We start from the raw sequence: 13895 nt of genomic DNA, 5'->3' as shown, positions 1-13895 counted from the left end.
AGACACAGGGATCAATAACACGCCAATCGAAACTCAGCGCAAGGGGCGAAGACGGGAATCCAGGCGGCGACGGGGATTAAGGGGGTTTAATTCAGGGGGTGCCTGGGCAGTCAGGTTTCGCCGGCTTAACGCCTGCCGACTGAAAACGCCGATACAATTATTGTAGGCCGGGTGTTCCGCGGTCCAGCAGCCACTCAAATGCTGGCGAACCGAGTCGTCGCGCCAACCGCTCTTCAGCAGCTCGCCTCTACTCGCAAAGTTACTGACCAAAACACCTGCAGGTGCAAGCAATGCCAAAAGCTGCTTGCTCCATGCAACATCCGAGTCAATCGCCCTTGCGGCAATACCACCCGCGTGGCCAAACAGATCGTCAATGATCAGGTCAAAGCAACCGCTTTCGCCCAACCGCAATTGCTCTCCCACAAACGCGCGAGCGTCGGCACATTCCAGCCTGGCGCCACGCACACCGAAGAACCGGCGCGCCACCTGTAAGTGGGTTCGATCGATATCGACACCGACGATCTCATCGGGCGCCAGGAACCGCTGGAGCAGGCGGATCACGGCGCCGCCACCCACACCCAGAACCAAAACCCGGCGGACTTCGCGTGTCGGTACAAAGAATGCGGGCAACAGCAACAGCTCCCACAGAGATCCCTTTAACGGATCCCGGGGGTTCCACTGGGAATGAAACACGCCATTGCTATATAACCTTACACTCGCGCCATGCGTGCGAACTTCGTAGCGACTGCCCGCCGTATCCTTTTGCCAGATCAGTGCCATGGGAAATCAAGCGGCAGGCAGATCACTGAGCTCCAACAGCGTGCGGGCAAATGCTTCGATACCCGCCAGATCCGCTTCATCAAACCGGGCCACTGTCGGGCTGTCGATATCCAGCACGCCGAGGCAGCGCTCGCCATCGTATAGTGGAACCACCACTTCAGATGCCGACACTGCATCGCAGGCAATGTGCCCCGGAAATGCGTGAACGTCTGCAACCAGTTGAGACTGCCCGGTCGCAACTGCGGTACCACAAACACCCTTGCCTACGGGGATCCGGGTACAGGCAGGCTTGCCCTGAAAAGGCCCCAGGCGCAGCTCATCCTCGCTCAGAAAATAAAAACCTGCCCAGTTTATGTCCGGCAACTCCATAAACAGCAACGCACTGGCATTGGCAGTATTGGCCAGCCAGTCGCGCTCCCCCGACAGCAAGCCGGAAAGTTGAGCACACAGGGATTCATAGAATGGAGACAGAGGCGTAGCCATAATCAGTACCGATAGAAAAACAAAAGCCCGCGAATATTCGCGGGCCCTTTTATATGCATTCGTGCAGTGAAGTCAAATACCGGCACCTACTGGTACGGGTCAGTCACCGGCTTCTCGCCGCCAGCCTGCGACTCGTAGACCTCCGCATCCACGGTAGGCTTTGTCCACTCGCCGTCTTCAACCTCGCGACTGCGAATGGCCGGAGCTGCGGCCGTTACATCACCTGCAGTAAACCCCTGGGACTCCCTCGTTTGTGGGGCTCGGCGACTTACCGGCGCCGAGGGCTGCACGTCGGCCTTGGAGTGCAACACCCGGTTGGCAACCGAGCTGAGATTGGGGCGGCGGCGCTCCGCAAGCTTGACCGCTTCCAGCTCGGCATTAAGCCGGTTGATCTCCGCCTGCATATCGCCCACTTTCGCCTGCAGATCCGTAATTTGGCTCAGTACACCTTTCACTTTACGGCTCTCTTGTTCGTAAAGCACCGCTGCACCGCCAAAAGCCAGCGCGAATACCACCAAAATCGAAAACTGACGCATTCAAGCCTCCCCTGCTCAAGTGCTAACCGGGTATCAAGTACATATCCAGCAATTTTACTGGAACCTCAGCTATATTCCGCGAACTGGCACCAAAAACGCAAGGGCAATGCGTGACCCAAAATGCGGCTTTCGCCGTGTCATGCCTCTTCCAGCAACTCAAGAAAGTCGAGACTCGCCTGCTGGCGGATCAATCGGCGGTGATTGGCCCAAAGCTTGGCAATTTTCTCCTGGTTGCACACCTTGCGATCAACGTAAACCCGGGTATTCAGCTCACCCACCGGTTTCGGACTCGGGCATTTACTGAACACAAACTGGTTGGAAATCAGGTCCATGAACGGACCCGACTTACTGCTCGGCATGATGAACAAGAGCTGCAATCCCAACGTTTCCGTCAGGTAACGGATCACTTCCCGAGAGCGGGACTCATCCATTTTCGAGAATGCCTCGTCCACCAGCACCATCTTCAAATGGCTATTGCCATCATTGAAACGGAAGGCCGAGGTCACCGCTGCCGAGCGGATAATATAAGCCGGTGTTTCCAGCTGGCCGCCTGAACCGGTTCCGTACTGACTGAGCGCAATGGGCTCCTTGCCCTCAGGCTCCTTGTAGATCTCGTAATTGCGGTAATTGCGATAATCACTGATACGATCCAGCTCGCGTCGCGCGACCTGCTCGTCTTCACTCAACAGCATATTCAGCAGCTTGTCGCGCACCTGCTGGTGCTTGGGTGCGAGTTCCGCATCGAACAGGCTCTGCTCTTCCCCCAGGTTTGGCAGGTCGATGACCGCCTTGAAGAAACCCCAGTATTCCTTGAACTCGGGTACCCAGCGATAATCGAAACGGAACCGCTCGCGGTCAGCACCAAACCGGTGATGCTCCAGCTCAACATTCAGGTCGTCCAATACGCGCTTGCCGTCATTGATTGACTGGTATATCGCATGACACAGATGCGTCACGAACGTGGTGTTGAAGGACTTCTTCAAACCCTGTAGCTGTTCATGACGCTCGACCAGCAAGTTGTTTTTTAGCCGGTTGCGCAGCGCGGTAACCTGATCTACCAGCTGGCAGACAAGTTTGAACTGACCCTCGTTGTGACCACCGGCAAAGTCCGGATCAAACGACAGTGTGTCGCCGGTACTGCAATTGCTGTTGTAATGCATTACCGCATTCAGAAGCTGGTGGCTGTATTTCTGCAACAAGCCCTGCCACTCGGCAATATCCTGAGAGAAATCGAAACTGTCCCCGGCGCCCGCCGCCTGTTCGTCGGCCAGAGCCAGTACCGCCTCGGCGTCAAAGTCCGGGGTGAGCTGGCAGATTCGCTGCACGGCCGCTTCGCTATCAGACAGCGCTTCATCCAGGCTATCCAGCTGCGCCGCAAGGGCCTTCAGGGTCTTTTCAACATTTTCCAGATCCCGCTCGAGCTTGCCTTCCTGTTTCTGCAATCCAGCCTGCTGCTGCCGCTCGGTTTCCAGCTTGCTGAGAAGTTCGTTCGCCTGCTGTTCAAGCTCGACTCCATCCTGCACGTCAAGATTCGCCAGAGCCTGTTCAGCACTGCGCCACTGGCGCTGGGCCGCAAGCGCCGCATCCACCGGATCCAGCAGTTTCAGTGGTTCCAGGCTGCGTACCGCTGCGGCCAACTTGCGCATTTGCTGCTGCTGGCCATTGACCTGGCCCGCCTCCTCCAGAAGTTGCTCCAGGGCTTTTTGCTGCGCGGCCAGCGCCCGCGCCCGCGCGCCCTGACCGAAGACCAGCTCGCCATCGTCCACATCACAGCGCCACATACTGTAGTTACCGCTGGCGAGCCCTTCCGGCGTCAGCCCGCGACGGGTCGCGCGCAGCGCATCCGCATCCGCGACCTGCAGCACGCTGCCGTAAGAGGCGCGCAAGTAGTACTCCGCCGTTTTGTGACTAAACGACATCAGCGCGATGATGGAATCCCCGGGCGCATCCATTCGCTCGGCATCCCGCCGCGCCTTGTCCCCCTGGATTACCCGGGCACGATTACTGCGCCCTGGCATTCCCCGCACAATACGGATCGCTTCGGCCTCATAGTCCGGGTCGACAATAATCGAAAAGCGCGCGCCACCAAGGTAGCCCTCAATGGCCATCTGCCAGCGATCTTCGAGCACCTCAACAAAATCGCACAAAACCTGTGGCTCGGCCTGGGGACACTGCTCCCGAATCGCCGCCAGTGCCTGATCGACATATTGCGGATAGCGAACGCGATTGGAGTGCAAATGCTGGATGCGGGCTTCCTGGGCATGCAACTGCTTTTGCAATTGCTGGACTTTAAGGTCTCCCCTGGAAACCAGTTCCAGCACCTGCTCTTTTAATGTCGGGCGCCCGGGCTCAGACTCCGCCAGCAGTTCCACGAGGCTGTTGTGTACGGCCTCCGCGGAAGCCACCTGTTCCCGCAGGGACTCCTGCGCTGACAGGTCAATCCAGTCTTTACCCAACAGCCCCTGAACTTCAGGCAAGTCCTCGGCACGCGCGACCGCTTTAAGGGCCTTTGTCAGCCCTTTATCGCTGAGAAGTGGCAGCTCGAGGGCCGCGGAGGTGCTGCCCAGCAAAGCGATGAGTTCATCGGCGGCCGAGCGGTTGGCCGCAAATACACGGTGCTGCGCCGACAGCGGAGTACCCAATGCCGAAAGTTCGCGCTGCGCGGCCGAAATCTTTTGATTGAGCTCGTCTTTGCTGCGCAGCGCAGCGATGCCCTGCCGTTGCGCCTGTACGGAAACCAGCTGCTCGTTCAAATCGCGACTGCGACTTTCAGCATGCTGGATTTCCTGCGCTGTCCGCTCGAGTTCTGCGCGGGTAGCTTTCTGGCGGTTTTTCCCCTCAATATAGGTTTTCTGTACCCGCAGCTGCTGATGCTTGGCCTGCAGGTACTCCTGAATCCGAAGCCGTTGCCACTGATCCGTGTACAGTTCCGCGGACTCCGCAATTCGCTGCAAAGCCCCTACCCGCTCAATAATCTCCCGCGCTTCCTGCTCCATCCCATGGATGGTTTTCATCAGCTCTGACACTGAGCGGATCGCGTCGCCAAGGTCGCGCTTTTCCAGCACTTCCTGGGCAACGAAATCATTGATGCTTTTTACCGGCTTATAGGCCATAAAGTTGGCAAACGTGCGCGCGGCATGCGTCGCTTCACGATCCGGCACCGCATCTTTGCGCCCACGGAAAGCCCCATACAAACGACGAAGGTAGGCCTTCTTCTTGTCGTACTGCTCGACCTTGTCGAACTGTTTGCTGGCGACGCCATAAAACTTGTCCAACGGCAGCAAATGCTTGCCGTCCTTGTACTCCTTGATGAAGTCGCCAATGGCGAGCTGCTCGCCGGGAATAATGAAAAACTTGAGGAGATCCTGGCGCGCCTGCGCCGGTTTGCTGCTGGTATCCAGGTGCGCCCGAATCGCCATGATCGCCGCAAAAGGCTCGCCCTCTTCCCCCTCGGTGGGAAAGAAGTTGCCTGCGATATAACAGTCAGTCGGCTGCAAGCGCGCGTAACTGCCGTCATCACACCCCAGCACATAGGAGGCCAGGGTTCGCACCTGCTTGCCGCCACGGCCGCGCTGGGTTGTTTCATCCTGCCCCGGATTGAACGTAAACAGCGTGTCGTGCGCCGCCGTCATCAGGGTCTGTATCGCGTCCGCTGCCGTCGTTTTCCCGGAGCCGTTACCGCCGGAAAACAGATTGATAGGACCGAACTCATATTCGAGCTGCGGGATATTGCCCCAATTGATGAGGATGAGTTTTTTCAGAAACATGCGACTTCCGCGTGTTCAACAGGGTGAATTTTTACCAGCTTGCCAACCAGCACATCGGCCGGTGGTCAGGATTCCTGGGCATTGAACAGACTGTGATCTTCGACCAGCGGCGTGATCCGTGGCGCGGCCGCGTTTTCCTGGGAAGCTGCGGGCGCGTCTCCCTCCAGCAACTGGTGGAGGGTCGCCTCACTGACAAACTGCGCAATGGTCGGGCGCACTCGCAAGAGAATTTCAGCTGCCGCCTCATTGTCTTCGCCAGCCACCTGAATCAGGCGTAACTGACGCAGCTTTTTCAGCAATTGCTTGCGATCGGCCAGCTTGTCCGGCAGCGACAGCTTAAGCAGGTTGCGCAGACCGAGCTCCAGGGCTTCCAGAGAGAGTGCCACGCAGCCCTGATCGTCCACCTGGCCTTCTCGCAGGGATTTATCGTACTCCACCCGCAATACGAGAATGGCAGCCACTTCCTGCTGGGTAAGGCGCGCGCGGAAACCGCCGTGATGTGGCTCTTCCTGGTCGGGCATGCCGGGCACTTCTGCGCCGGGTGGAAATACGCGGATGAACTGAAAGCGGCTGTCATGCTGCAGGCGCAAACCCAAAGGTGACAGCCATTCACGAATCAGCGCTTCACAGCGCTGAAAGCGGTCGTACAGAACAGTTTCCACATTGCTTTCATCGCGGCATATAACGCCGTAATCCAGCAAGCGCACCAACAGTTCGGAGAATTCACTACGGGTCAGCCGACACTGGGCCAACGCGTCTTCCAATGCCTGTTCAATCACGATGTTTCAGCTCGAGGGTATATTCGTCAATTTGGTCAAAGTATTCATTGCTGGCCACTTCACCGGTAAAAGTCACCTGCATAAACGGCCCTGAGCCGTCCTGGGATACCGCGGCCGCCTCCAGCGCATGGCTCATTGCCAGCAGGTCACGGGCGTCTTTCAGGGGCAAGTCACGACTGCTTACCCGCTGCCCGCTACCCAGCGCATCACTCAGGTAGCTGCGCAGATGGCTACTGTTGAAGTTGAACGCCTGATCAAGCATTTGCTGTAACAAGATGCCACGCTGGTTTTCTTCCGATAACGAGTCATGCTCGTCAACCAGCGTATTGACCGGTGCGCGACGGGCGCGCTGCCAAAGCTGGGTCTGCCGGGGGTCAAACAGACGCAACTGGAACGAGGCCAATTGATCACCAAGCGCAGCGAGTACCGTATCCCGCCTGTCAGACTGGCCAAGCTCCTGGCACAGATCCGTAAAGGCGCCTTCGGTATTGCTCTGTAAATAGCTCAGCTGGCGAATGATGATTTCCGCCCGCTTGGTAAAGCCCTGCAGCGCATGGCGCAGCGCGGGAAGCTTCACTTCACAGGCGCGTCGCATACGGTCTTCAATGGTATCCAGCATCAGCCACAGGATTGACCGCCCTTCACTCATGAGCTCCGGCAATTGCTGGCGCAGGCGCTGCTCCCACTCGGCTTTCCTGGCGTTGTCTTTGCGACGAATCTGGCCAATCACCTTGCCAATGGAGTCTCGGTGCTTTTCAACACTGTCTGCGGATAGGCGGATCGCCAAATCCGGCTGGAAGCGGCTTTCCATAAACGAGAAAAACTCGTCCGTGGCCTGCTGCACGAGGATATGCGCCTCGACTTCACGAACCAGTTCCCGCTTGCGCTCTTCAAGCTCGGCGATCATGTCGGTGAAGTCTGCGACGATACGCTCAGAGTATTCCCAGGCATCAATCAGGTCGTACACCTCGCCGCGGCTGGCAAATGCCTCCAGCGCATTAAGGGTATTCCGGGTATTGCGGTGCCTGGTGCGCACACGGGTGCTGTTCAGCTCGACGAGTGGCTGGGTAAACAGGCGGCCGCGTCGGCTGAACGGATAGGACACAGTCAATGAGGCAGAGTCGACCAGCTTTTCCAGCCAGCCATACTCCACCAAACTGTTCAGCACCCACACCGCCTGTTCGCGCGGCCCGCGGAAACGCCCTTCCGGCTCTTCGCCACCGTCACTGTCCAACTGGGGCGCGCGGGTTAAAGCCTCGGCAAAGGTTTCCAGAATCTGCTCGCGCGTAAGCGATTCGCCGTAATCGGCCTTGGCCGTATACAGGCGCTCGTACAGCAAGCGCAGGCATTCGACTACCTGCTCACGGTATTTACCGGTAAGCGGTCGGAAGAAGTGCTGATAGGAGTCTGCAAAGAACAACGTGCAGATTTCCGCTTATTTTTCAGGCTTCTGGTTCAGTACGCAGTACTTGGTGTAGTCACCGGCGTCATTGAAGCTCCACTCGCCCTTAGGGATCTCGTCCATTTTTTTGCACCAGGCTTCGGAACCACGCTTGGGTTCACAAGCGGTCAGGGTAAGGACGGCGAGAGATGCGGTGATAATGGTCAGGATGTTTTTCATGGTCTTGCTACGATTTTCATTGTTATGTGTTTGAGGGGCCCTCTTCAGGGCCCCTCGGGTTCGCGGACTAAGATTACTCGCGGCGCCACTTGGTTCCCTCGCGGGAATCTTCCAATACGACACCCCGCGCCTTGAGTTCCTCACGGATTTCGTCCGCACGCGCGTAATTTTTGTCCAGCTTGCTCTGCTGGCGCTCGGCGATCAGTGACTCAATCTCGTCTTCACTGAGTTCATCGCCACCGCGCGACTGCTTGAACCAGGTTTCCGCATCCATTTGCAGAATGCCAAGCATTGCACCGGCAGCCAGCAGCTTGCCTTTGAGCACTGCTTTCCCGGCACCTTCCGCCTTGTTCAGTTCCTTCGCCAACTGATGCAATTCACTGATGGCTATAGGCGTATTCAGGTCATCGTACAAGGCCGCGAGGAATGCAGACCCTTCGAGGTCGACTTCGGCCGCGGTGACTTCCTGCGTATCACGCAGAGCACCGTATAAACCATCCAGCGTTCGCCAGGCCTGATCCAGCAAATCGGCGCTGAAGTTCAGTTCCGAGCGGTAATGCGCCGAGAGCAACGCAAAGCGCAACACCTCACCTGGGTATTGCTCAAGCAGGTCGTTCACCATGCGGAAATTGCCCAAAGACTTGGACATTTTCTCGCCTTCGATATTCACGTACCCGTTGTGCATCCAGTAGCGGACAAAGTCAGTGCCATTGGCACAGCAGCTCTGGGCGCGCTCATTTTCGTGGTGCGGAAAGGTGAGATCGCGTCCGCCGCCATGGATATCGATGGTGTCACCCAGGTGCTTCTTGATCATCGCCGAGCACTCCAGGTGCCAACCTGGCCGGCCGCGGCCCCAAGGGCTGTCCCAGCCGGGCTCGTCGTCAGACGACGGCTTCCACAATACGAAGTCGCCGGCATACTTTTTGTACGGCGCCACTTCAACCCGCGCGCCGGCCAACATATCGTCCAGCGATCGCTTGGACAACTTGCCGTAGTCTTCCATCGACTCCACCGCGAAAAGCACGTGACCTTCTGCGGCATAGGCATGCCCCTTTTCGATCAGGCTTTCGATCATCGCAATCATTTCAGGCAAATGCTGGGTGGCATAAGGCGTGATGTCGGGCTCAAGATTGTTGAGCGCAGCCATATCCTCAAAATACGCCTGGGCATAGCGGGCGGTAAGCGCGGCGATGTCCTCGCCATTCTCACGTGCCGCCTTCATGATTTTGTCGTCGATATCGGTGATGTTGCGCGCATACGCCACATCTTTGTACAGCGTCTTCAAGAGGCGGTACAGGGTGTCGAACACCACAACCGGGCGGGCATTACCGATGTGCACGCGGTTGTAAACCGTTGGGCCACACACGTACATGCGTACGCGGTCTTCAACCAGCGGCTTGAAAGGCTCTTTCTTTCCGGAAAACGTGTTGTAGATCTGTAGAGACATTTCTGCTCACAATAATTTTTACTGGTTGGCGCGCCGCTGGTTCAGCGGGCGCGCCACTTTCAGGTGCCGTAACCGGCAGGCGGCTTACTTGTCCTGTTCCTTCGCCCAGGAATCGCGCAGCCCGATGGTGCGGTTGAATACTGGCCGCTCGGCGCTGCCGTATTTGCTGTCGAGGCAGAAGTAGCCATTGCGCTCAAACTGGTATCCCTGCTCAGGCTTGGCCTGCGCCAGGCCAATCTCGGCTTTACAGCCTGAGAGCACCTGCAGGTTGTCCGGGTTCACGGACTCCAGGAAGTTCTTGTCGCCCACGTCCGGGGATTCATCGTTGAACAGGCGATCGTAGAGGCGCACCTCGCAATCCACATTCTTCTCGGCAGATACCCAGTGAATAACCCCTTTTGGCTTGACGCCGTCGGCAGGGTCTTTACCCAGCGTATCCAGATCCACTGAACACAGCAGCTCGACGATTTCGCCCGTATCGTTCTTGATGACTTCGTCGGCCTGGATCACATAGGCGTTGCGCAGGCGCACTTTTTTGCCGAGCACCAGTCGCTTGTACTTCTTGTTGGCTTCCTCACGGAAGTCTTCCTGCTCAATGTACACGGTTCGGGTAAACGGCAGTTCCCGAGCCGGCAGGTCGTCGCGCACCGGATGGCCGGGCGCAGTCAACATTTCTTCCTGGCCTTCCGGATAGTTGGTGAGCGTCACCTTGAGCGGGTCCATCACACACATCGCGCGCGGGGCGTTCTTGTCCAGATCGTCACGAATGGCGTATTCCAGCATACCCACATCAACGGTTGAGTCCGCGCGGGTAACGCCGATCATTTCGCAGAACTGGCGGATAGCCGCCGGGGTGACACCGCGGCGACGCAGACCGGAAATCGTCGGCATGCGAGGATCGTCCCAGCCGTCCACAAAGCCCTCGTCCACCAGTTGTTTAAGCTTGCGCTTGGACACCACGGTGTAATTCAGGTGCAGGCGGGCAAACTCGTACTGGCGGGGACGGGCCGGTACCGGCAGGTTCTCGATGAACCAGTCGTACAGCGGCTTGTGATCTTCAAATTCCAGCGTGCAGATGGAGTGCGAAATCCCCTCCAGCGCGTCGGACTGGCCATGGGCGAAGTCATAGCTCGGGTACACGCACCATTTGTCACCAGTCTGGTGATGCGCCATTTTCTTGATGCGGTAAATAATCGGGTCGCGCAGGTTGATATTCGGCGCGGCCATATCGATCTTGGCGCGCAGGCTGCAGCTGCCCTCATCAAATTCGCCCGCGGTCATCCGCGCAAACAGATCCAGGTTCTCTTCCACCGAGCGGTCGCGATAGGGGCTGTTGGTGCCCGGCTCTTTCAGGGTTCCGCGGTGGGTGCGCGCCTCTTCCGGAGAGAGGTCACACACGTAGGCCTTACCCGCCTTGATCAGGTGGATGGCCCACTGGTGCAACTGGTCAAAATAATCCGAGGTGTACTTTGCCTCCCCAGCCCACTGGAAGCCCAGCCAGGCGACATCCCGCTTGATGGCTTCAACGTATTCCTCGTCCTCTTTGGCCGGGTTGGTATCGTCGAAGCGCAAATTGCACTGCCCACCGAACTCTTTGGCGAGGCCAAAGTTGAGACAGATCGATTTGGCATGACCGATGTGCAGGTAGCCATTGGGCTCCGGCGGGAAACGGGTGGTCAGCTCGCTGACCCGGCCTTCGGCCAGATCTTCACGGATGATGTTCTGTAAAAAGTGAGCGGGCTTGCTCTCGGATGTCATAGCTTTCTCTATTTATACAGCTGTTCGAACTAAGCGGCGGATTATAACGCAGATGACTGACACCGCATGGGTTTTCATTGCGATCGGCAAGAGGCCCGCGCGACAGTTTGCGTAGGCCGGCGATCAGAGTATCATGCCGCCCCAAACTGACCCGGACAGGACATTTTATGATCACCCTGCACACCACCTACGGCGATATCGCCATCGAACTGAATTTTGACCTGGCACCGAAAACCGCTGCCAATTTCCTGCAGTACTGCCGTGACGATTTTTACACCGGCACCATCTTCCACCGGGTAATCAACAATTTCATGATTCAGGGCGGCGGCATGACCCCGAACATGGATCAAAAGCCTACCCGCGACGCGATTGAAAACGAAGCGGATAACGGCCTGAAGAACGACACCGGCACCCTGGCAATGGCGCGCACCATGGATCCCCACTCCGCCACTGCTCAGTTCTTCATCAACGTCAACGATAACGACTTCCTGAATTTCCGCTCCAAAGACGCCCAGGGCTGGGGCTACTGCGTATTCGGCAAAGTCACTGACGGTATGGATGTGGTCAACAAGATCAAAGAAGTAGCGACCGGCAGCAACGGTTTCCATCAGGACGTACCGACCGAAACCATCGAGATTACCGGCGTAACTGTTTCAGACGCATACGCAGACAAGTAATCCCCGGGACACGCACCAGGCCAGCCAACGGAGAACGGGCGGATCATTCTGTGACCAGCTTTATCATTTCAGACCTACATCTGGACGAATCCCGCCCGGCACTTACCCGCGCCTTCTTCGACTTCCTGCACGGCCAGGCCGCCGGCGCCAAGGCCCTGTACATCCTCGGCGACTTCTTCGAAGTATGGATCGGGGATGACGACGATGCGCCCCTGGCCCAGGAGGTCGCCCGCCAGTTAAAGGTGTATGCCGACAAAGGAACGGCGGTGTTTCTAATGCACGGCAACCGCGACTTCCTGCTGGGTGAAGATTACGCCGAGCGCTGTGGCGCCACCCTGCTTCCTGATCCCAGCCTCGCCAAGCTCGGCGGAGAACAGGTGTTGCTGATGCATGGCGACAGCCTGTGCACCCGCGACCTGGAATACATGGCATTTCGGCAGCAGGCCCGCAACCCGCAGTGGCAGCAGGCCCTGCTGGCCAAACCACTCGAAGAGCGCCGCCAGATCGCCGCCCAGATCCGCGCCGCCTCCAAATCCATGAACAGCAACAAAGCCGAAGACATAATGGACGTCACGCCGGAAGAAGTAGCTGCGGTTATGCGCAAGTTCGGCGTGCAAACCCTGGTTCACGGGCATACTCATCGCCCGGCCCGCCACCAACTGGAAATTGATGGCAACCCGGCACAGCGCATTGTCCTCGGCGACTGGGGGAAACTTGGCTGGTGCATCCGCGCCAATGAAAATGGACTTGAACTCCTGCACTGGCCCGCGGCATCCTAGGGCAAACCAAGCGCCTGCCCTGAGCGGGCACCGGTATCCACTTGATACCGGCTATTCCACGGATCCGGAGCCAGCCAGTTGCCTCACCTGAACTCTCTTTACAAGCGCGTCCTGATTCTCGGCGGATATGGCACTTTCGGCGCCCGCATTGCCGAGTTACTGGCCAGTGAGCACAATGTCCAACTGATCATTGCCGGCCGCGACCGCGTCAAGGCCGAGATTCTCGCCAATCAACTGCAAATACGCTTCCCCAGCGCCCGCTTCGAAGGGTTGCGCCTCGACCATGAAGCCGTCAATTTCACCGCCCAACTGGCCGCGCTCAACCTGGATTTGCTGATTCACTGCGCTGGCCCCTTCCAGGCCCAGGGCTACCATGTGGCAGAGGCCTGTATCGCCAGCCACACGGCTTACATCGACATTGCCGATGCCGGCGACTTCGTCTGCAATATTGAAACCCTGGATCACGCGGCGCGCGAAGCGGACACGGTGGTCATCAGCGGAGCCAGCAGCCTGCCGGCCCTCAGCTCCGCCGCCATTCAACGGCTTGCCGAGCACTTTGACTCGGTAAACAGTATCGAGATCGATATTACGCCTGCGCACCGGATCAGCCGGGGCCTGGCCACTGTTCGATCGGGATTTGAAGCCCTTGGGAAACCCTTTGTCATTACCCGAGAGGGCCAACCATACGCCACGTTCGCCGGGGATGAGTTGCGCCGGGTCAATGTGGGTCACCCGGTGGGCAACCGGTGGGTATGCAATTTTGACGTAGCGGATCTCCACCTGGCACCCGCGGCAATACCCCAGGTAAGAAACCTGCGCTTTGGCACCGGAGTCCAACCACGCCCATTGCAGATAGGACTTGCCATCTGCGCACAGCTGGCGCGTATCAAGCTCCCGGACGCCATCCCGCCCCTACTGACCCACCTGGCAAAAGCCGGCCACTGGCTCGCCGCGCGCTGGCCGGGTGGCAGCCCGCACGGCGGCATGCAGGTCAAAATAACGGGAGCCACCCGGGAGCTGGCACACGCAGAAAGCAGCTGGCACATTCTCGGCCTGAACGGCGATGGCCCATGGATTCCAGCAGCACCAGCTGCGGCCATGGCAAGAAAGATACTGAGAAATGAATATGCCAGCAGAGGCGCACGCCCCTGCTGGCAATTGGTTGAACTGGAGCAGATTCTCGAGGAGCTGACTCCGTTCGCCGTAGTCAGCCGCTTTGACATGCCGCAAAGCGCCCGCTGACGCGGGGCTTTGCGTTACTTTCAGGA

At 58.1% G+C, this 13895-nt stretch carries 12 protein-coding genes; 3 read left to right on the top strand and 9 right to left on the bottom strand.

Annotation, left to right across the window (positions count from 1 at the left end):
- Positions 1–33: 33 nt before the first annotated feature.
- The 9 genes from ACNKU7_RS08310 to ACNKU7_RS08270 form a co-directional block, all read right to left on the bottom strand.
- Entirely contained in the window at positions 34–780 is a 747-nt protein-coding gene (locus ACNKU7_RS08310; RefSeq protein WP_418296512.1) for a spermidine synthase, read from the bottom strand.
- 6 nt (positions 781–786) lie between these two features.
- Entirely contained in the window at positions 787–1263 is a 477-nt protein-coding gene (locus tag ACNKU7_RS08305; protein WP_418296511.1) for a GAF domain-containing protein, read from the bottom strand.
- Between the two features lie 86 nt (positions 1264–1349).
- Positions 1350–1799, bottom strand: coding sequence for a hypothetical protein (locus tag ACNKU7_RS08300; protein WP_418296510.1), 450 nt, complete (start codon positions 1797–1799; stop codon positions 1350–1352).
- Positions 1800–1936: 137 nt separating this feature from the next.
- Complete coding sequence (locus ACNKU7_RS08295; RefSeq protein ID WP_418296509.1) at positions 1937–5566, bottom strand: ATP-binding protein; 3630 nt, start codon at positions 5564–5566, stop codon at positions 1937–1939.
- A gap of 65 nt (positions 5567–5631) precedes the next feature.
- Positions 5632–6345 (bottom strand): DUF4194 domain-containing protein, encoded by a 714-nt coding sequence (locus ACNKU7_RS08290; RefSeq protein WP_418296508.1) that lies wholly within the window; start codon positions 6343–6345, stop codon positions 5632–5634.
- Positions 6338–7765: a Wadjet anti-phage system protein JetA family protein gene (locus tag ACNKU7_RS08285; protein WP_418296507.1), complete on the bottom strand. Its 1428-nt coding sequence runs from the start codon at positions 7763–7765 to the stop codon at positions 6338–6340. Before ACNKU7_RS08285 ends, ACNKU7_RS08290 begins: the two co-directional genes overlap by 8 nt.
- A gap of 15 nt (positions 7766–7780) precedes the next feature.
- Positions 7781–7966, bottom strand: coding sequence for a DUF3012 domain-containing protein (locus tag ACNKU7_RS08280; protein WP_418296506.1), 186 nt, complete (start codon positions 7964–7966; stop codon positions 7781–7783).
- 73 nt (positions 7967–8039) lie between these two features.
- On the bottom strand, positions 8040–9413 hold the full coding sequence (gene cysS / locus ACNKU7_RS08275) for a cysteine--tRNA ligase (protein ID WP_418296505.1): 1374 nt from the start codon (positions 9411–9413) through the stop codon (positions 8040–8042).
- 84 nt (positions 9414–9497) lie between these two features.
- Positions 9498–11171: a glutamine--tRNA ligase/YqeY domain fusion protein gene (locus ACNKU7_RS08270; protein ID WP_418296504.1), complete on the bottom strand. Its 1674-nt coding sequence runs from the start codon at positions 11169–11171 to the stop codon at positions 9498–9500.
- A gap of 167 nt (positions 11172–11338) precedes the next feature.
- On the opposite strand from ACNKU7_RS08270, the gene ACNKU7_RS08265 reads away from it, so the two are divergent.
- The 3 genes from ACNKU7_RS08265 to ACNKU7_RS08255 all read left to right on the top strand — a co-directional run bounded on the left by ACNKU7_RS08265 (position 11339) and on the right by ACNKU7_RS08255 (position 13869).
- The gene (locus tag ACNKU7_RS08265; RefSeq protein WP_418296503.1) at positions 11339–11848 is read left to right on the top strand and encodes a peptidylprolyl isomerase; all 510 of its coding nucleotides are present in this window, start codon (positions 11339–11341) and stop codon (positions 11846–11848) included.
- 50 nt (positions 11849–11898) lie between these two features.
- Positions 11899–12627 (top strand): UDP-2,3-diacylglucosamine diphosphatase, encoded by a 729-nt coding sequence (locus ACNKU7_RS08260; protein WP_418296502.1) that lies wholly within the window; start codon positions 11899–11901, stop codon positions 12625–12627.
- A 78-nt stretch (positions 12628–12705) separates the two neighbouring features.
- The gene (locus ACNKU7_RS08255; RefSeq protein WP_418296501.1) at positions 12706–13869 is read left to right on the top strand and encodes a saccharopine dehydrogenase family protein; all 1164 of its coding nucleotides are present in this window, start codon (positions 12706–12708) and stop codon (positions 13867–13869) included.
- Positions 13870–13895 lie beyond the last annotated feature (26 nt).

Source organism: Microbulbifer weihaiensis (genome assembly GCF_048323715.1).
In the GTDB taxonomy this organism is placed as follows: Bacteria; Pseudomonadota; Gammaproteobacteria; order Pseudomonadales; family Cellvibrionaceae; genus Microbulbifer.
Note: the sequence above shows the minus strand (reverse complement) of the source record. Positions and strands in the feature narration are given on the sequence as shown.

Coding starts and splice junctions, on each gene's coding strand:
- ACNKU7_RS08310 (WP_418296512.1), bottom strand. CDS start 780: ATGGCACTGATCTGGCAAAAGGATACGGCGGGCAGTCGCTACGAAGTT.
- ACNKU7_RS08295 (WP_418296509.1), bottom strand. CDS start 5,566: ATGTTTCTGAAAAAACTCATCCTCATCAATTGGGGCAATATCCCGCAG.
- ACNKU7_RS08265 (WP_418296503.1), top strand. CDS start 11,339: ATGATCACCCTGCACACCACCTACGGCGATATCGCCATCGAACTGAAT.
- ACNKU7_RS08300 (WP_418296510.1), bottom strand. CDS start 1,799: ATGCGTCAGTTTTCGATTTTGGTGGTATTCGCGCTGGCTTTTGGCGGT.
- ACNKU7_RS08305 (WP_418296511.1), bottom strand. CDS start 1,263: ATGGCTACGCCTCTGTCTCCATTCTATGAATCCCTGTGTGCTCAACTT.
- cysS (WP_418296505.1), bottom strand. CDS start 9,413: ATGTCTCTACAGATCTACAACACGTTTTCCGGAAAGAAAGAGCCTTTC.
- ACNKU7_RS08270 (WP_418296504.1), bottom strand. CDS start 11,171: ATGACATCCGAGAGCAAGCCCGCTCACTTTTTACAGAACATCATCCGT.
- ACNKU7_RS08280 (WP_418296506.1), bottom strand. CDS start 7,966: ATGAAAAACATCCTGACCATTATCACCGCATCTCTCGCCGTCCTTACC.